Source organism: Treponema parvum (assembly GCF_017893965.1).
Lineage (GTDB): Bacteria > Spirochaetota > Spirochaetia > Treponematales > Treponemataceae > Treponema_D > Treponema_D parvum.
This window is the reverse complement of the sequence record NZ_CP054142.1, coordinates 925,215-944,583: the sequence shown is the minus strand read 5'-3', so window position 1 is coordinate 944,583 and position 19,369 is coordinate 925,215. Positions and strand designations below refer to the sequence as shown.

The following is a 19,369-nucleotide window of genomic DNA, read 5'->3' as shown; positions in this document are numbered from 1 at the left end:
CAGCCCCTATTTCAAGGATCTTTATTTCTACCAGTTATCGTCCATGTCGTCTACGTCGTGATTTTCTATGTCGTACAGATCGGTGACGGCGTGCATACCGTCAAAATACACATAGTACGCGCCTCTAGCGTTGACGGGATCACAATCGATCCTAAAGCCGGTGATTCTTAAACCCGGCCGGTTACCGTAATACGCGCTTGACTGAACTATACCGTGAACCCCGTCTACCGAAGGCGGAACCGCAACCGTAATTTTTTTCCAACTGGTAAAGGCCAAGGATCCCATGTACAACTCATAATTGCGTCCGAAGAAGTCCTGCACCAAAAGGAACAAGGAATGATCCATGTTTCGGCCTGCAACCCACACGGAAACGGTCTTTGTAACTCCTTCGATGGGGATAGGCCTTACAGCTTCGATGTATATGGAATTTATACCGCGACGGAAAAATTCCGCTTTGACGCCGAACGAATGATTGTTTTCTCCGACGTCCTTTTCACCTTCGGCCAATTCCTTTTCATCTTCCTTTCCTGCAGGTCCGCCCGAAAACAGACGGCCGGTAACTACGCCCGCGTCCAAAGACATTCTGACCGTCCAAGAACCTTCCCGCTCAAAATTATCGACGAGAATATTCTTTAAAGCCTGTTCTGCAGAATCATTACCTATAACGGAAGGATCCGGTTCCGTCAAACTGACCTGCGCAAAACTCATCCCAATTGAGAAGATCGCAAATAAACTTAAAAGCAAATATTTTTTCATTACTGTCCATCCCCTGTACTCTTTTTATCGCCAAAGTCAGCATCTTTCAAGTTATATCCGTCGTAAACATGAGTAATACCCGCCGCCATATACTGAAATTTGTCGATGAATACGCTGAAATCATCGGCATGTTCGGCAGCGTCGGCGCGGAATCTGAATCCGACAAAATACATATTGTCCGCGATGGAATGTCTTGAAGACGACTGTCGTATAGAGCCGGCAATCTTTACTACGATGTTTTTCCAGCCGTAGAACAGAAGATTTCCCGCGGGGATAATATGAACGGAACCTTCCGCATCGCGTACAAGAGCGTCCATAAAATAAAGATAATTGGAACCCCATACCCAAAAATCAAGCTGAGAAACATTCCCTCTAAAAGGAATTTCATAGGGCTTGTCATCTTTAGAAGGATAAATTTCAAACCAGTTGTCGCCTTTTCTTTTAAAAGAAACCTTAGCGCCTAAAACCCGCGGTTCGGGATCGCCTTCTTTTACAAAAGGAAGAAGCGAATTCGGCATGCCTTTAAAATTTGAAATAATGGGATAACCGTCGGCGACAAAGCGGCTGGCCTGAATTTTCCACGTCCAATCCATTTGATCAGGCGTATCAAAATTATCGATCAAAACAGTCTCTACGCTTTTTTCATTGTGCTGGCTGAAAACCGGAAGACAAAATGAAAAAAACAAAGCTAGCGGCACAAAAAATGAAAAGCCCTTTTTCATTAAAAACTCCTTGAAATATTTTGCATTCCATAAAGAATACCTTGTTTAATCATCGGCAGAATCATGCAATAACTGTAACTATTTGATTATATTTCGTGCATGCCTCTTTGTCAAACAGTCAGCCCGTTTTGTCAGCCTATTTTTGCTTGTTTTCAGTCATTTTTAGTGTAAAATTTTTGTCGCGCGGCTATGGTTCGGCGGCGGATTATTTACGATAAAAGCGCCCCGCCGCCGAGGCGCCCGAATTCCTTAAAATTTGCTTTATTGAAGTGCGGCAAAATACGTGCTATTATTCGATTATGCAAGAACTTCCGGATATTATAATGTCCGCTTCGGGCTGGCGAAAGGTCTTTGCCGAATCGGGTAAAGAAGACGACGGCCTGCCCTGTATCGGGAAAAAAAACACGATAATCGCAATGCTGGCGGCAGAAATTTTTGCCGATTACATAATAAAAATTTCAAACAAGGCGTCGCCTTCGGTCGTTTGCGGAACGGATACGCGGCCTACGGGTTCCGCCGTAATCGACGCGGTCTTAAAAATATTCCTTGCAAAAGGAATTGTTCCGCATTACGCAGGTGTCATAGCCGCTCCTGAGATAATGGCGTATTCCACCCGCTTCGACGGTTTTATGTACGTTTCCGCGAGCCACAACCCTATAGGCCATAACGGTTTAAAATTCGGTCTAAAAGACGGCGGGGTTCTTGCAGGCGAAGAAAATTTAAAACTTGCAAACGAGTTTCTGAAAAAATGGCATGAAAAAAATACGGAAGACAGGCTTAAGGCAACGGCAAATACGGCTTTGCCCTCGGAACTTGACTGGGTCTACGCGAACGCGCCTTCGGTAAAAAACAAGAGCGCAGCCTATTATCATGACTTTATGATGCGCGTAATTTCGGACTCGGACGATCCTGCCGTTCAAAAAAACGTGTTTTCAATCATGCGTTCCAAGGCCTTAAAGAAAAAAATCGCCGTAGTTTGCGACATGAACGGCTCCTCAAGGTCTTTATCCGTCGACGAAGAATTTTTTAAAGAATGCGGCATGGACTTTTACAAAATAAACGCTGCGCCCGGACAGATCGTACACGGAATAATTCCCGAAGGCGAAAATCTTCTATTCTGCGCAGCTGAAATGGAACGGCTCAAAGACAAGGAAAAACTTCCCCTGCTAGGCTACATGCCCGACTGCGACGGCGACCGCGGAAACATCGTATACTGGGACCGCCGCTCGGCTTCCGCAAAAACGCTCGAAGCCCAGGAAGTTTTCGCTTTGGCCGTTCTTTCGGAACTGGCGTACGGAGCGTGGAAAAACAAGGGCAAAAAAGATTATAAACCCGCCGTCGTTGTAAACTGCGCCACTTCTATGCGCATCGATCGAATCGCCGAAGTTTTCGGAGCTGAAATTTTTCGCGCCGAAGTAGGAGAAGCTAACGCCGTAAACCTTGCCCGGAAAAAACGCCTCGAAGGCTACACTGTGCGCATTTTCGGAGAGGGAACAAACGGCGGAAACATAACGCATCCCGAAGCCGTCCGCGATCCGCTCAACACCGTCTTTGCGCTTGTAAGGCTTTTGGTGATGCATCCGGGTAATTCCAAACAGCCGGATTTATTTAAAATGTGGTGTAAGTTGACCGGACAAGAAGATCTGTATTCTCCCGGTGATATAACGATAACCGACATTATAAATACTCTGCCCAAATACAAGACTACGAACACTTTTGATAAAAGAGCGATAATGCACATAAAGACTAAAGATCACGGAATTTTAAAAAAGCGCTTTCAAAAAGAATTTGAAAAAAGCTGGGTAACGATGTCGCCTATTCTTAAAAAGAAATACGGAATCGTATCTTACACTGCGGCGGCTACAAACGGAACGGTGGAAACTCAAAATATAAAAGATTTCAGCGTAAGCGGTAACGGAGGGCTTAAAATTCTGTTTTACGGAAAAGAAAACGACGCTGCCGAAAATGGCGGTATTGCCGGCATAGAAAGCGGCACCCTCCGCATGTTACAAGGGCGGAACAAAAACGGCAACGCTCTGGCCTTTATGTGGATGCGGGGATCCGGTACGGAAAGCGTCTTTAGGGTTTTATGCGACGTAAAGTGCAAAACGCACGCCAAATCACAATCCGAAGATTTAAACAGCGACACTTCAGATATGGAAGAGGATCTTTTAAACTGGGAACGCAGTCTAATTGAAATTGCCGACAAATACAAATAAAATCAGGAGAAAATCATGGATTCAAAGGAAATTTTAAAACGCGCTAAAGAGTACATCGCGTCCGAAAAAGACGAAAGATTCCGCAAAGAAATTGTCGATCTTGTTGAAAAAAACGACATGAAAGAGCTGGAAGACAGGTTTTATCAAAACCTTGAATTCGGTACGGCAGGCCTCAGAGGAATAATGGGCGGCGGAACGAACAGGATGAACACGCTCGAAATAAATCTTGCAACCCAAGGCTTGGCAAATTATCTTATAAAAACCTTTCCAGAAAAAGCGAAAAAAGGCGAACTGAGCGCGGTAATCGCTTACGACAGCCGCGTAAATTCCGACGTATTTGCGGAAGCCACCGCATGTATTCTTGCAGCAAACAAGATAAAAGCCTATTTGTTTACCGGCCTTCGCCCTACTCCCGAACTGTCGTTTGCAATCCGCTATTTAAAAGCCGACACGGGCGTAGTAGTTACGGCGTCTCACAATCCCAAAATGTACAACGGATACAAGGCGTACTGGAATAACGGCGCGCAGGTAACCGAACCGCACGACAAGGGAATAATAAAAGAAGTGAACGCCGTAAAATCGGTAAAAACTATATCAAAGGACGAAGCTCTAAAGGAGGGGATGATAATACCGATCGACAAAGAAATCGATGAAAAGTTCTGGGCGATGTGTAAAGCACAGCTTTTCAGACCCGCTCTCATAAAAGAAAAAGCAAAAGACGTAAAGATCGTGTATACTCCGCTGCACGGTACGGGGGCGATGCATGTTGAAAAAGTCTTGGGGGATCTGGGATTAAAAGTAATCACGGTTCCGGAGCAGCGTAAGCCCGACGGAAACTTTCCCACAGTTGAAAAACCGAACCCCGAAGAAGCTACGGCTTTGCAGCTCGCTCTGGCTCTGGGCGAAAAAGAAAAAGCGGACTGTATTATGGCGACGGATCCCGACGCGGACCGCTTCGGCAGCGCATTCCCTAAAAAAGACGGTAAATTCCAACTTGTTACGGGAAATCAAATGGGCGCTCTGCTTTTGGATTATATTCTTTTAAGCAGAAAAGAGACCGGAAGACTTCCCGACAACGCGGCTATCGTGCGCACTATCGTTACGTCTCCGTTCTGCGACAGCATATGTAAAAAATACGGCGTAAAAGTTTTCGAATGCCTTACGGGATTTAAATGGATAGCCGCGATCGAAGACGAAATGGAAAGCACAGGCAAAAATTCCTACGTGTTCGGATTTGAAGAAAGCTACGGATACAAGATCGAAAAAGAAGTGTTCGATAAGGACGGAATATCCGCAGCGGCCATGTGCGCCGAAATGACGCTGTATTGGAGATCGAAGGGCAAAAGCGTTTTGGAACGGCTGGACGAACTTTATGAAGAATTCGGATATTTTGAGGACACGGCCATATCGCAGTATTTCTACGGCAGTTCGGGCGCAAGCACGATGAAAGGCATAATGACAAAGCTGCGTGAAGAAGGCCTGAAAACTCTCGGAAATAAAAAAGTCCTTAATATCCGCGACATAGACAGAAGCGTTTCGTTCTCACCCGACAATCCGGAGAAAAAAGAAAAAGTTAAACTTCCTAAAAGCAACGTGCTTCAATTCTTCCTTGAGGGAGGCACTATAGTAAGCGCGCGGCCTTCTGGAACGGAACCGAAAATCAAATTTTACATCAACGCGTCCACGCCGATAAAGACGAGTCTTGATTCCGCCCGAAATGCGTCCCAAGAAGTTTGCAACGCCGTCAACGCCGATATTAAGCGAATCCTAGATGCTGCCGGGAAATAATATCTATAAAAATTATAAACTGCTTCGCCTTCTCTTGGAAGACGGAGCGGTATTGACCGCCTTCGACACCGAAACGACGGGAATCACGTGCGAAACCGATAAGATAATAGAAATAGGCGCCGTTAAATTCGATATTGACGGCGTCTTGGATACTTATCACACGCTCGTAGATCCGCTGTCCGATATTCCTGAAGACGTAACGAACGTCAACCACATCACAAATGAGATGGTAAAAGGCAGCCCGCCGGTAGGCAAAGTTCTTCCAGACTTTTTGCGCTTTATCGACAATTCAATCCTTGTGGCGCACAACGCAAATTTCGATCTGAATTTTATGAATACGGAACTGCTCAGAAACGGCATGAAACCTCTGAAGAATAAAACCATCGACACTTTGGAGCTTGCGCGCTGGGCGTATCCCAAACTCGGAAAATACGCTCTTCAGTTTCTTGCAAAAACTTTTTCGATAAACGTGGAAAACGCGCACCGCGCTGACGACGACGCTCTGGTATGCATGAATTTGTTTTTGCGCTGCCTTAAAGACACGGATTCGATGCAGGAAACGCAGTGATTCGGCAAAATCGAACAGCCGATCATCTTATCCGCGCGGAGCTTTCGCAGGATCTATCGGCATTCCGTTTTGAAAAACCATAAGCGTCATCTGCGGCTGCATGCTTATCGTATCTATTCCGACAGTGCCGAGCTGCGCCCCGGCCACTACATAATCGCCTTTTTGAATTTCTACGGAACCCAGTCCCGTATACGCATAAATCAATCCCGTCTTAGACTGAACGAAAATCACCTGTCCGAAGCCTCGATAAATTCCGCAGTACATTACCGTGCCGGCTCTGATGGCGGTCACATTTTCATCGCGCTTGGCGGAAAGCTGAACGCCCGAAACTTTTCCTTTCACATACGTAACTTTAGGATCTTTTACCGGCCACACTACGCCGGCATCGATTTTTTCAGCGTCCGTATATTTTCTTGGATCCGCGAATTTCAGATCCAAAACAGTCCCTTCCGAGGATTTGTTTTGATCGCCCGAATTTTCAGCTTTCGAAGACGAGGCTATTGAAGAAGCGTTTTTTTTACTCGAGCCGCCTCCTGTTCCGAAATCTCCCGATACGGCAAGGGAATCGGGAACCAACAATTTTTCACCGGCTTTAAGAATCGCATCGTTTCCGAGCCCGTTTAATGCAAAAAGCTCCGAAAGAGGAATGCCGTTTTTACGCGCTATTCCGTAAAAGGTATCGCCTTTTTGTACGATATAGACCTTCGTGTTTTTCTTTTGCGAAGGATCCGAAACGGGAGCTCCCGTAAGCGCCGCCGCTGCGGAAATGTCGGCCGAGGGTATCGTAAGTTTTTGCCCCGTTTTTAAAACGTCGCTTTCAGACATATTATTTGCGGCGCGAAGTTCGGCTACCGTAATCTGATATTTCCGGCTTATGGCATAAAGGGTTTCTCCCTTCGAAACCGTATGAGTGGAATCGGCAAATACACATAAACTTAAAAAGACCTGCACCGCCGCACAGAAAAATACCGTCGTTTTTTTTATAGCAAGATTTCCAAATCGTAAATTCATACAATACCCTTATCGGCATAAAAAAGAATTTTCGTAAGAGTTTGAAAACAAGAAAACTAAACGGCCGCTCCGAAAGGCGATTTTTTTTTACGCCCTCTGTTTGGCTAAGGTTCGACTGCGGCGCGGTCGCTCGTTCGGCTACCGCTATCTGCTTATTAAGGAACGGAAAAGCGACGCCGCGTCTATACCGTTTATGAGTTCGCCGTCCGCATAAAGTTTAAGCATGTTTTTGCGTCCGTTTTCAAGGTGAGTCGAAGTTATTCCGTGACGTATTGAACTGTCGGCTTCCAAAAGAGCCGACAGATGATCTGCCAAACGTACAAGTTTACCGTCGACGGGTTTGTCTTTGTCGGTATAAATCGAATTCAATTCTTCCCATGAAACTATCTTAGCCTTTCCGTTTATCATCACGCGGTTGCAAAATTCATCGCTTGTAAAATAAAGCAATTCGTCGGAATAAAAATCTTCCATGTACGGCAAAAGCTCTTTTCGAACAAACATGTCTTCTATTTTTTTTACGATGTTGGGAAGCTCGTCTGTCGCCTGCTTTACGGGCGAAATTATGTCCCGCGTTACGGATTCCGGCAGATCATGAAAAAGCGCGCTGAAAAAATCGTTATACAATCTCGTCGATGAAAAACATACGCCCGTCTCACGCGCCAGTAAGACGGTAAGAAGCGCCACAAAAAAACAATGTCCCAACACGCTTGTGGCCGGAACCCGCGGCGTCTGATTCCAGCGGCGCTGGAACCTGAGCTGCTCGATAATCATGAGAAAGTCGAAAGGCCTTTGCCGAGTGAGCAAGAGCTGCAAGGCGCGAAGATCGAGATACCCTTGCATGACGTCTTCAAGTTCCCGTCGGATCGCGTCAAGGCGGCGCGGTTCGTTTACCATGGAAATCATGTCCAACTCTCGCAACGTCGAATACTTATGCGCGGCGCGAAAAATACGGTAAGTCGTGTTTTCCGTATCGGTAAGAGGAATCAACCCCGACGACTGTCCTACGTACAATGTAAAACGGGAAAAAAGCTCATCGTCGTGGATAAGAGACCGATACTGCGACAAGACCCATTCGTTAAGCCTCATGTATTCCGAAGGATATTCCTTTTTCATGAGGTGCTGAACGGGAGCCTTTATGTCGCAGAGCGCGATCTTTCTGAGCAAATCGAAAACGGATGCGTATATCATCCATTCCCAATCGATTTTGGCGCCATTATTTTCTTCGAATTTACCGAATATATAGGCCAAGACCATTTTTTCGGCGGCCTTATCCATTTCGATTATCTGGAACGGTCTTACAAGATCGTTCCATCTTTCAATGGAAAAAGCTTCAAATATCTTTAGGATTAATCGTTTATCGAGCATGACTTTTCCGTTAAATTATTACGCTTTCTTACACTTTCTTACGCGCGCGCTCCGGCAATCTTAGGACGCGCCGGTAACGTAAGGCTTTCCGTTTGCGGCCGGCGCATAATTTTTGCCGCTGAATATCACTAGGGCAAGAAGGGTAATGACGTAGGGCAAAAGATTAAAAAATTCGGCCGGAAGCATATTGCTTAAGACCGGAATATTCACTACGTAAATTGCAAAAGCCACAGCAGCTCCGAACAACAGGGAAGATCCCGTTATTCCCAAAGGAGACCAGCGCCCGAAAGAAACCGCCGCCAGAGAAATAAATCCGGTACCGTTTATCGTATTCGACGTATACTGAATGGTCTCCGTAAGGACGAGGCAGCCGCCGGCGAGCCCTGCCAAAAGGCCCGAAGCGAGGACTGCGAAGTAACGCATTTTACGGACGTTTACCCCTACGGAAGCGGCGGCATCGGGATGTTCGCCGCAGGCGCGCAATCTCAGCCCGAACGGAATTTTATAGAGCATAAACCATGAAATTATGATTACGGCAAGGGCTATGTATGCCGTAGGATAAATTCCTCCCGGGCCGGGGAACATGCCGATCTTATAGGGCCGTGTACGGTCGGAAGAAAAAAGAATTTGGGAAAAGAAAATAGTCACCCCCGTAGAAAGCAAATTTATACCGGTACCGGATACCGTCTGATCGGCGTTCAGCGAAATACTGGCGTAAGCGTGTATGAGCGAAAAAAGCATGCCGAAAACGGCTCCCACCGCGAGCGCGAACCACTCGGAATACGGAAAAAACGATTCCATAAGCACGTGTGTAGAAGCTGCACAAAAAGCGCCTATTCCCAAAAGGCCTTCGAGGGCGATATTTGTAACGCCGCTTCGTTCACATATCATGCCGCCGGCGGCGGTTATCAAAATAGGCGACGAAATCATCAATACGGAAGGTATTATCCCTAAAAGTACGTTCATTTTATGCCTCCCCGTCCTTGACAGCACCGTTCACCTTGCCGATCTTCCGCACGTCTGCGTTCTCTCCATATAAGGAAAAGGCGGAATCCGGCTTTAAGCGAAATAAAGACCACCACAAGTCCTTGGATAATAAATGTGATTTCCTTTGGAATTTTATTTGACTGCATGATGGGCTGGGCTGCCTGCAGCATTCCGAACAGGAGCCCCGCAAAAAAGGTGCCGAGCGCCGTGTTGTTGCCTACAAGGGCGACTGCAATTCCCGTAAACCCGTAATTATCCATGCCCGCGATAACGCGGCCGTATTTAAACGAACCAAGGGCGACAATTCCGCCGCCCAATCCGGCGAAAGCGCCCGAAACGGCCATCGCGATAACTATGCTTGCGACGACAGGAATTCCTGAAGCCTTGGCGGCGTCCTTATTAAAACCCGTAGCCCTAAGTCCGAAGCCAACATTTGTCTTTTCCATTAAAAACCAATAAACGAACACACAGACTATCATGATGAAAAAGCCCGCATTGAGAGCGGAAGAATTTGTAAGCTTGGTTAAAAAATTCAACCGCAGGCTCGCCGTTTCCGGAAAATTCGGAGTTTTATAGGTATTCGTACCGGGTATGGCAAGAGTTACGATGCGGGAAAGAAACAAGGCAATATAATTTAACATTATAGTCGCAACGACTTCCGAAACTTCAAAACGTGCCTTTAAATATCCTACGACGCCGCCCCATATTACGCCCGCCACAGTCGCAAGAACAAGAGCTAAAAACAGGTGAATAAAGGGGATGGGAGGAAAGGTGAGAGCTACGAGTTGCGCGACTGTCATTCCTATTATGTACTGCCCTTCGCCGCCTATATTAAAAAGCCCCGACCGCGCGGCGAAGGCCATCGAAAACCCGCATAAAATAAAGGGAACCGAATAATTAAGCCATTCGCCTACGTAGCGTATGTTCCATTTGCCGTTATTCGCATTGAAGCCTGTCACAACTTGAAGAATAGCCTTATATATTCCGGCAGGGCTTCGTCCGACAACTATGACAAGCAAGGTAGCGCAAAGGAATCCCATAAGGACGACAAGAGCGGAAACGGCTCCGTCGGACTTCATCAAAAAAGCCGTAAAATTTCTTTTTCCTGCGGTATTTTCACTCATGCGATCCTCTCCGAATGTTTGTCCTTGGAACCGGCCATCATAATGCCTATTTCCCGCTCGGTAACTTCGCCTGCGTTAAAAATTCCGGCTATCATACCTTTGGAAATTGTCGCAATCCGGTCGCAAAGATTCATAATCTCGTCAAGTTCAAACGAAATCAAAAGGATCGCCCTCCCCTTATCCCTTTCTTCGATAATGCGATTGTGAATGTACTCGATCGCGCCGACGTCAAGCCCCCGCGTAGGCTGCGCGATTACCAATACTCCGCCGCCCATGTCTACCTCCCGCGCGACGATCGCTTTTTGCTGATTTCCTCCGGACATGCTTCCGGCCTTTGTAACCGCGCCCTGCGCCGCTCTTATGTCGAACGCTTCTATGAGCGACTCGGCCTTGTTTTTCATTTCGTCTTCGACAAGCACACAGCCGTTTTTAGTATACGGCGGAAGATAATAATTCTTTATGGCGATATTTTCGGCAAGAGAAAAATCTGCTATGAGCGCATGTTTTTGTCTGTCTTCGGGGATATACCCCAGCCCGGCTTCGATCCGCTTTCTGATCGAATATTTTGACACATCTACGCCGTTAATATATATTTTTCCGTCTGCAAGCGGCATCATTCCTGTAATTCCGAAAAGCAGCTCCGACTGCCCGTTACCGTCAACGCCGGCGACGCCGACTATCTCTCCGGCGCGCACGTCAAGCGACAGATCCCGAACGGCGATCTGCCCGCGGGAATTTTTTACACAAATTTTATCCAACAGAAGTTTTACGTCGCCGAACTTCGGCGGTCTTTTTTCAATTTTAAATTTGACAGCGCGCCCCACCATCATTTCGGCCAAGTCCTGCTCCGAAACGTCTGCAACTTTTACGGTACTTATGACTTTCCCGCGGCGCAAAACCGTACAGCGCTCGGCAACGGCTTTTATTTCCTGCAATTTGTGAGTGATTATTATTATGGTTTTTCCTTCGGCTTTAAGACGCTTTATTATAAGAATGAGATCGTCTATTTCCTGCGGGGTGAGAACTGCCGTAGGTTCGTCAAATATTATTATGTCCGCGCTTCTATAAAGGACTTTAAGAATTTCAACGCGCTGCTGCATTCCTACGGTTATATCTTCTATCTTGTCCTTAGGATCAACCTTTAATCCGTATTTTTCGGAAAGTTCAAAAACCTTCTTCTCTGCGGACTTCAAATCAAGAAACCCGAATTTCGTCCTAGGCTCGTAACCTAAAACGATGTTTTCGGCTACGGTATAGTTGTGAACGAGTTTGAAATGCTGGTGAACCATACCGATTCCCAATGCGGTAGCAACGTTAGGATCGTCGATCCTGACCGTCTTGCCTCTGATTTTTATAACCCCGGAGTCGGGTTCGTAAGAACCGAACAGAATAGACATAAGTGTGGATTTTCCCGCACCGTTTTCACCGAGCAAAGCCAAAACTTCATTTTCCTGTACGGTCAAAGTTATATTGTCATTGGCGACGACGCCGGGAAAGGCCTTCGTTATCCCCAGCATTTCGATCAAGTTTTTTTTACCGGGATCGCTATAGTCCATAGAGCACCTCAAAATAAAAAATACGAGTCCGCCGAAAGCTTTAACTTCCGACAGACTCGCACCTTATAAAACGGTTTTAGTTGTCTTTCGCGCCGAGTCCTGCGGGAACTTTTCCTGCGGCCAAAGCGTCTTTATAAGTGCCTATGATCTTTATCTTTCCGCTGATAATATTTGCTCTGTACTCTTCGATCTTTTTAACCACCGACGGTTTCAGATCCGGATTTGCAACTGAAAAACCTACGCCGTCGTCGGCCAGAGAAAGGTTTACGACTCCGCTCTTGAAGGTTTTGTTTTCTACCGACTTAAGCGCATATAAAGACGCGGCTTCGACGCGTTTGATCATCGAAGTAAGAACGGCGGATTTTTTTCCTTCATAAATACCGTCGGCATACTGATCGGAATCAACGCCGATCGCCCACACATTTTTTCCGCTCATGCGGTATTCTTTTGCTTGAGCTATGGTACCGTTACCAGTTCCGCCCGCCGCAGAATAAATCGCATACACTCCGCTGTCGTACCAATTCTTCGCCTGTGTTTTTGCGAGTTCGGGTTTACCCCAGTCGTTGGCATAAAAATCTACGATCTCGGCGTTCGGAATAACGGCCCTAAGCCCCTGAATATAACCTACTTCAAATTTTGTGATGGTTACGCCCGGAACTCCGCCGATAAATCCGAATCTGGGTTTTGCAATCTTTTCTTCCTGAGCCTGCAGAGCCGCCGCAACGCCGACCAAAAAAGATCCCTGCTCTTCGGTAAAGACAAATTCCATCACATTGGGTTTGTTCACCCAATCCACATCGACTATCATGTATTTTTGATTGGGATATTCTTCCGAAACTTCCGAAAGCGCATCCGCAAAGGTAAAACCCGTAACTACTATCAAATCCGGCGCTTCGTCGGAAATTTGCTTCAATACGGGAATATACATGTCCTGTGTTTGGCAGGAAACCACTTCGTATTTATTACCGCGGCCTTTTTGATTTTCCCATGTGTCGCCGTAATAAGAAAGAATTCCGCGCCATGCGGCCGCATTAAAAGATTTGTCATCGATCCCCGTTGCGTCAGTAATCAATTTTACTACGGGACGGCTGTCTGAAGAAGCAGAGTTTTCTTTTGCTCCGCCGGCAAAAACCAATGATGCACCGATCAAAACGGCAAACAAAAAAACAATCTTTTTCACTGTGTCCTCCTAAGCTATAAGAAAATGATACCTTATTTTCAGGGAAATGTAAAATCAATTTTCCGGCTCTTTCGCTGCGCGATGAAACGGCGCGGCCTGAAAATGAGGTGCGGAGGCGAGGTTTCGGCAACGTGATGATTCTCTAGGAACTTATTCCCGCTTTATGGTCTTTTTCCATCTTATCGTTCCAAACTAAAGCCTTTTTTTTAATGTCTTCGGCTTCGTCGCGGGCTTCCATGGCGATACACAGCCTTCTTTGCGCCAACAAAAAATTTATTCCCATGCGCATATCGTCTATGCGCCTAGTCGAAAGCTCGTAGCGCTCTCGATAAGACGTTGCGGACTTGCCCAAAAGCGACTTTATAAGGCGCAGACAGAACACCGCGCTTTCATAGTCGGGCGAACGCGGATCAAAATAGCTTTTCGTAGCCTGCTTCATGTCGATCATGTTTTTTGCGACTACAGCGAACCGGCCTTCCACTTCGACAAACGACCATTTCCACTTTGAATTTTCGCCGAAAGCGTCTTTAAGCATGCTGATCGCAAGACCTAATTTTCGTATCTGATAATATCTTTTTTCCAGCGGAGTATTGCTTATCTCGGCCACACGGTCTTCAAGTTCGGAATAGGAGATGTCGACCGAATTGGAAACTATCTCTTCAAGGTATATTATCGCCTTATACAAGGCCTTTCTTGCGTCGTTAAGAACATCGTTATTCCTAAATTCAAGAAATTTTACGGACAGAGAATTTATTATCATGTACATGGAAGCCTGATAGATCATCTCGTCGCATAAAAGCAGCTTTTTATATCCAATGCCGGAAAGATCCTTTTCAATGAGTCTTAAAAAATTCTGTTCTTTCTCGCTCGAACTTATAATGTTATTTTTATACGGAAGTATCGTTTTTTCATACAGTTCTTGGGCTTCGGTTGAAATTTTAGCCATAAAAAACTCCTGAACCTTGCATTATGAAAATTTTTCAAGCATCGATCGGGCGTGATCCCTCGATTCCGTCCCCGCCGAATCTCCCGAAAGCATGCGCGCTATTTCGGAAACCCTGTCTTCGCCTGTTATCGGAGCGACCGAAGTCTTTGCGGCTGCTCCGTCGGATATTTTTTCCACCCTTATCTGATTATCGGCATAAACTGCGATACTGGCAAGATGTGTTATGCACAAGATCTGCTTATTCTTCGAGAGATTTTTTAAATGGCTTCCGACGGCAATCGCTATTTCCCCTCCTATGCCCGTGTCTATTTCGTCAAATATCATTGTGCCTACGGGATCGCTCTGAGCAAAAATCGTCTTAAGGGCAAGCATAACTCGCGAAAGCTCTCCTCCCGAAGCTATTTTTGCAAGAGGAAGCATCGGGGAGCCGGGATTGGCGCTTATAAGGAATTCGATATTGTCCATCCCGTACGGATTGCACTTTTGAGTGATGTCCGTACCTTCTTTTTCGGTAATGTTTACGGCAAATTTAGTACCCGCCATTCCGAGTTTTTCAAGGACGCTTATAACGCCTAAAGACATTTTTTCAGCGGCCGACTTCCGTTTTTCGGAAATCACCTTTGCCGCCGTATACACCGAACGTTCGAGCGCCTGGGTTTCCGCTTTCAGTTTTACAGCGTCCGAAGTTCCGCCCGTGAGGTCTTCAAGTTTTTTCGCAGCATTCTCGCCGTAAGCTATGACGTCCGAAATAGAAGAAGAGACTGAAGGCGCGTATTTCTTTTTCAGCTTGTATAAAAGAGCGAGCCTTTCCTGTATCTCTTCAAGACGCTTAGGATCGAACACGAGCGCATTGGAATATGATCTGATCTCTTCCGTTATGTCGGAAATTTCATAAAAGGAATTTTCAAGCCTAGTTCTGAGCGGATCAAGCGACTTATCCAAATCCGCAGCGTGCGACAATTCGCTCAGCACTTTTTTAAGCGAGGAAAGAATTTCTCCGTCGCCCGACAGGCCGGACACTACACCGTCCATATCGGCGTATAATTTTTCAAACGAGGCAAGTTTTGATTCCTCTTCTTCAAGAGCCGCGTCCTCTCCCGGTATCAGTTTCGCTTCGTTGATTTCGTTTACGGCAAATGAAAGCATTTCTGTTTTTTGTTCGCGTTCCGCCTGCGAAGAAGCGATTTCGCCCAGCCGCCGCCGATTCGCGGCAAGCTGCGTATACATATGCGTAAAAGAATCCACCTGTCCTTCTATTCCCGCCCACAGATCCAAAAAAACGCGATGTTCGGAAACTCTCATAAGCGACTGATGTTCGTGCTGGCCGTGAATGTCTATTAAAAAAGACGAAAACTCCGCCAGATCGCTCCTTGAAACGGGAGTGCTTTGAATCCATGCGCCGCCCTTGCCGCTTGAACGGATAAAACGGCGAAGCACAACCGTGTTGTCTTCCGCTTCGATTCCGTGCCTAAAAAGCCATTCTCCGGCGCTGCGCGGTAAAGACTCGCTGCCGGAATCGTCGTTTGCTGCGACCTGCACGGTTTTAAAAACGGGCGGCTCAATCGTAAACACTGCGCTCACGGAAGCTTCATTTGCACCGCTTCTTATCTGTTCAACAGAAAAAGCTTTTCCGCCCAAAACAAAGGAAAGGGCTCCGATTAAGATCGACTTTCCCGCACCCGTTTCGCCTGAAAGGACGGTAAAACCGTCCGAAAATTCTATGTCAGCGCTATCGATTAGCGCATAGTCTTTTATTGTGAGCCTCTCAAGCATGCGGCCCTCCCGCCCAATTCAATTTTGAACGGAGCGCCTCATAAAAATTGCCGATCGTACAGCCCGCGAGCAGAGCCTTGTGCGGGGATTTTGTTATGACCACAGTATCGTCGGCGGTGAGCTCTACGGCGTCCTGCCCGTCTATGACGGCTCTTACGGAATTGTTTCGCCATGGAAGCATCGTTATCGATAATTTTCCTTCAGGATTAAAGACTAAAGGCCGTACCGACAGAGAAAAGGAATTTATTGAAGTCAACACAAAGGCGTCAAGTTCAGGATCTACAATGGGGCCTCCGGCGGAAACCGAGTATGCGGTCGAGCCTGTCGCTGTGGCTACGATTATTCCGTCGGCTTTAAAATGCCCCAGCAAGGATTTGTTGTAAACGACGTCGAAAGAAAGCATTTGAACGTGCAGCAAAGACGTGAGCACTACGTCGTTTAAGCTGTTCGAAGAAAAAATCTTTTTTTTATTGCGAAAAACATCTACCTGAATCATGTTGCGACCGACGGCTTCAAGTTTCCCTTCTATAAATAAATCCAAATCCGATCGCCATGAATTTCTTTGTACTCCGGCGATAAAACCGAATAGGCCTAAGTTCACGGGGAACACGGGTATGTTCCACGGAGCGCTGCCGCGTGCGGCAAAAAGAACGGTCCCGTCGCCGCCCAAGGTTATAACAAAATCATTTCCGCAAAAAGGGACGCTGTCTATCTTTGTCTTTTTAGAATCCTCGGCTATGACGAAATGCGAAGCCTTTATGTTTCGCATGGACAAAAACTCGTCGATTTCCCTGCCTATGGCAAAAGAGTCTTCTTTAAAGCTGTTCTCAATAATAAGACATTTTTTCATAACATTGTCAAAATCACGGCAAGGTTCCCAAAACCCTCGAAACTTTTATCACTTGATTTTTCCCCAATCGAGGATACATGGGAAAGAGAGCGCACCTCAACAAGAGTGATTTTGCAGTCCTGCATGAAGCACCTATTTCATCAGGACGAAGCGCGATAACGCTCTGTTCGTAAGCACTCCTGATTTCAATATCCTTTTTTGAAGCGTATTGTTTTACGTCTTTGTAACTGCCGGACAGGATCACTGGGAATCCCCATGCGGCCGATCCTTCGTCGGCGGCGCGTAAAAAGGTTTTATTTTTGCCGGAAAGCAGGGAACGATAATATGCTGAAAAAATTTCTTTACGGATTTCTTCGTTGCGGCGGTACTCCTTTAATTGAACCCAGCCGAGAGCGCTGTTTATGTCCGGAAGCAGATCCGTTTGAGGTAAATTGTCCGTATATTTTTTTAAAACCGTCCAATCGCGTCGGTTTGAAGCCATGAGGACGGCTCCGCCCCCCGCCGTAATTATGTCGTGTTCTTCGAGACCCATTATCGTAAAAAGACCGAAAGAACCGGCTTTTGGCGCGGCGGGTTCGGAACCGATTTTATTTTCGCCGCCGAATTCCTGAGCGCTCTCTTCAGGCGGCGCATCAGGCTTATATACTGCGCCTGCGCTCTGCGAAATATCTTCGATCACAGGGATTCCGAGATCCATAATACCCTGCATATCGGGCATTATACCCATGGTTTCATGGAGTAAAAGAACTCTTCCGCCCTTTTTTATGCCTTCAAAAACTATATCGGGAGTAACCAGTCCCGTTTTCTCGTCAACGTCAAGCACAAGAAGCTTATATCCAAAGTTCTCAAGGCAAAGAAGCTGCCATGACGGCGCAAGAGCTGAAATCATTACGACGGAATCGGAAGCGAGCTCCATGGCCTTTAGAGCATAGTACAGGGCGATGGAAGGACTGCGGAGAGCTACGGCTCCGGCGCATGAAAAATTATCTTTGACCGATTGGATAAGGCGTGCGTTCAGTTCTCCGGGGCCGATCTTTTCGTCTACCATGCACGTTAACACTGCGTCCATTTCGCGCCGGCGGATTGTAGAGCTGAAAGTCTGTATCATTTTAAATTTCCATCAAATCTATAATTGCAGCTTAAAACGGACAAGTATCATCCGTTGACTTACGGGAACCGCTAAATATGCGCGGAGCTTTTAACTTCGAGTTTTCTTTCGGAAACTCGTTTATTTAAATTCGATTATCTTTTGCAATTCTTTAGGATCAAACAAGCGGTTTATGTCAAGCACGATAACGTAACCGCTGTCTTCGTTTCTTATGACGCCGCGGATATATTCCGAACCTATGCCTGAAAGCAATTGGGGCGGCGGCTTTATTTCGGCGAGATCCACCATAATCACGCGCGCTATGCGATCGATAATTATGCCGATATTATTACCCTCAATGCTGAGAATTATAAAACCGCCTTCGAAATCCGTACCGCTGCCGTCTTTAGCGCCGGACGGCTGCAAGCGAAAACGCTTGTGCAGATTGATTATCGGGATAATCTGTTTACGCAGATTTAAGATTCCTTCAACATAATACGGAGCGTTAGGAATGGGACGAATTTCCTGTATCTTTACGATCTCTTTAACGCCCATAATATCTACGCCGTACAGTTCTTCGCCCAGTTGAAAAGTAACCAATTGAATATTTGTATCGCTGTCAGCCATAACGCCTCCGTAAATTCAAATTTATGATACATCGTAAACAAATATTGTGCAAGCGCCGCGCACTCCCCTCGTCTCGCGGCTATCCGTCTACAGTAAACAACGTAAGAACATGCACTTTATATATTCCGATCTCCTGTAAAAGTGCGGCGCATTTTTCGGCGGTAGCTCCGGTTGTCATGACGTCGTCCAAAAGAATCACCTCTTCGGGAATTCCTCTGCTCAATAATTTATCAAGCTCTTTTTTGGGCGCGCAAGAATACGCGCTTTTTATACTCTCAAAACGCTGAAGCCGCCCCAGCTTTTTCTGCTGCTGCACGGAATTTCTGGCTAAAAGCGGCATGATTTTATGAGAATAAAACCCGTTTAAAAAACGGCACAATTCGTCAATTTGATCCCATCCTTTTACCTTTATTTTATTGGGACGCGGCGGAACCGGTACTATCGGGATCGGACTTCCATCTCTTTCGCCTTCAATTTCACATACCGCTTTATGGACGACGGAAGCTAAAAACGGCGAAAGCACGCGTACATTCATCGTCTTCCATTCAAATAAAACCGCCTTATTCCACAGACGGTAAGAAAATAACGGATAAATGCGAAAAATATGCGACGCAGCGTTCTTTTCACGGCACGAAAGGCATGTCCCGTTTTCGGAAATGAGTTCTTTACCGCAGATTCGGCAGCGCCGGCCGCTCGTAAGCGAAACATAGTCGAAAAAGCGCATGCGGCACTCGCGGCATAAAGGCAGGAGCATACAGATATTTCCGCAGCAAATGCATCGCGTTCCCCCCGCGATATAAGAAAACATAT

Annotated in this window: 17 protein-coding genes; 3 read left to right on the top strand and 14 right to left on the bottom strand. The window is 46.4% G+C overall.

Features of this window, described 5'->3' with window-relative positions; all coding sequences use genetic code 11:
• Positions 1-27: 27 nt before the first annotated feature.
• On the bottom strand, positions 28-756 hold the full coding sequence (locus HRQ91_RS04185) for a flagellar filament outer layer protein FlaA (protein ID WP_210120403.1): 729 nt from the start codon (positions 754-756) through the stop codon (positions 28-30).
• A complete protein-coding gene (locus HRQ91_RS04180) occupies positions 756-1,478 on the bottom strand; it encodes a flagellar filament outer layer protein FlaA (protein ID WP_210120402.1) in 723 nt (240 codons plus the stop codon). The genes HRQ91_RS04185 and HRQ91_RS04180 overlap by 1 nt, the downstream gene beginning before the upstream one ends.
• 299 nt (positions 1,479-1,777) lie before the next feature.
• Here HRQ91_RS04180 and HRQ91_RS04175 point away from each other — a divergent pair, with 299 nt between their 5' ends.
• The 3 genes from HRQ91_RS04175 to HRQ91_RS04165 are packed head-to-tail and all read left to right on the top strand — an operon-like array spanning position 1,778 to position 6,053.
• Positions 1,778-3,697: a phosphohexomutase domain-containing protein gene (locus tag HRQ91_RS04175; RefSeq protein WP_210120401.1), complete on the top strand. Its 1,920-nt coding sequence runs from the start codon at positions 1,778-1,780 to the stop codon at positions 3,695-3,697.
• A 15-nt stretch (positions 3,698-3,712) separates the two neighbouring features.
• Positions 3,713-5,485 (top strand): phospho-sugar mutase, encoded by a 1,773-nt coding sequence (locus HRQ91_RS04170; RefSeq protein ID WP_210120400.1) that lies wholly within the window; start codon positions 3,713-3,715, stop codon positions 5,483-5,485.
• Positions 5,469-6,053 carry a 3'-5' exonuclease gene (locus HRQ91_RS04165; protein ID WP_210116795.1) on the top strand — a complete coding sequence of 195 codons (585 nt, stop codon included), beginning with the start codon at positions 5,469-5,471 and terminating at the stop codon, positions 6,051-6,053. Before HRQ91_RS04170 ends, HRQ91_RS04165 begins: the two co-directional genes overlap by 17 nt.
• Positions 6,054-6,080: 27 nt before the next feature.
• Here HRQ91_RS04165 and HRQ91_RS04160 read toward each other — a convergent pair whose 3' ends face one another.
• From HRQ91_RS04160 to HRQ91_RS04105, 12 genes are all read right to left on the bottom strand, one after another.
• Positions 6,081-7,064 (bottom strand): murein hydrolase activator EnvC family protein, encoded by a 984-nt coding sequence (locus HRQ91_RS04160; protein WP_210120399.1) that lies wholly within the window; start codon positions 7,062-7,064, stop codon positions 6,081-6,083.
• 144 nt (positions 7,065-7,208) lie between these two features.
• A complete protein-coding gene (locus HRQ91_RS04155; RefSeq protein WP_210120398.1) occupies positions 7,209-8,429 on the bottom strand; it encodes an HD domain-containing protein in 1,221 nt (406 codons plus the stop codon).
• A gap of 60 nt (positions 8,430-8,489) precedes the next feature.
• Positions 8,490-9,395 carry an ABC transporter permease gene (locus HRQ91_RS04150; RefSeq protein ID WP_210120397.1) on the bottom strand — a complete coding sequence of 302 codons (906 nt, stop codon included), beginning with the start codon at positions 9,393-9,395 and terminating at the stop codon, positions 8,490-8,492.
• Positions 9,392-10,540: an ABC transporter permease gene (locus tag HRQ91_RS04145; RefSeq protein ID WP_210120396.1), complete on the bottom strand. Its 1,149-nt coding sequence runs from the start codon at positions 10,538-10,540 to the stop codon at positions 9,392-9,394. Before HRQ91_RS04145 ends, HRQ91_RS04150 begins: the two co-directional genes overlap by 4 nt.
• Positions 10,537-12,096, bottom strand: coding sequence for an ABC transporter ATP-binding protein (locus HRQ91_RS04140; protein WP_210120395.1), 1,560 nt, complete (start codon positions 12,094-12,096; stop codon positions 10,537-10,539). The genes HRQ91_RS04145 and HRQ91_RS04140 overlap by 4 nt, the downstream gene beginning before the upstream one ends.
• Before the next feature lie 76 nt (positions 12,097-12,172).
• Positions 12,173-13,276 carry a BMP family lipoprotein gene (locus tag HRQ91_RS04135; RefSeq protein WP_210120394.1) on the bottom strand — a complete coding sequence of 368 codons (1,104 nt, stop codon included), beginning with the start codon at positions 13,274-13,276 and terminating at the stop codon, positions 12,173-12,175.
• A 142-nt stretch (positions 13,277-13,418) separates the two neighbouring features.
• Complete coding sequence (locus tag HRQ91_RS04130; RefSeq protein WP_210120393.1) at positions 13,419-14,222, bottom strand: hypothetical protein; 804 nt, start codon at positions 14,220-14,222, stop codon at positions 13,419-13,421.
• A 21-nt stretch (positions 14,223-14,243) separates the two neighbouring features.
• The gene (gene recN / locus HRQ91_RS04125) at positions 14,244-15,995 is read right to left on the bottom strand and encodes a DNA repair protein RecN (protein ID WP_210120392.1); all 1,752 of its coding nucleotides are present in this window, start codon (positions 15,993-15,995) and stop codon (positions 14,244-14,246) included.
• Positions 15,988-16,845 (bottom strand): NAD(+)/NADH kinase, encoded by an 858-nt coding sequence (locus tag HRQ91_RS04120; protein ID WP_210120391.1) that lies wholly within the window; start codon positions 16,843-16,845, stop codon positions 15,988-15,990. The genes recN and HRQ91_RS04120 overlap by 8 nt, the downstream gene beginning before the upstream one ends.
• Positions 16,846-16,858: 13 nt before the next feature.
• Entirely contained in the window at positions 16,859-17,953 is a 1,095-nt protein-coding gene (locus tag HRQ91_RS04115) for a DegT/DnrJ/EryC1/StrS family aminotransferase (RefSeq protein ID WP_210120390.1), read from the bottom strand.
• A 120-nt stretch (positions 17,954-18,073) separates the two neighbouring features.
• A complete protein-coding gene (locus HRQ91_RS04110; RefSeq protein WP_210116806.1) occupies positions 18,074-18,559 on the bottom strand; it encodes a chemotaxis protein CheW in 486 nt (161 codons plus the stop codon).
• Positions 18,560-18,638: 79 nt separating this feature from the next.
• Positions 18,639-19,313, bottom strand: a complete 675-nt coding sequence (locus HRQ91_RS04105) for a ComF family protein (protein WP_210120389.1) — start codon at positions 19,311-19,313, stop codon at positions 18,639-18,641.
• Positions 19,314-19,369 lie beyond the last annotated feature (56 nt).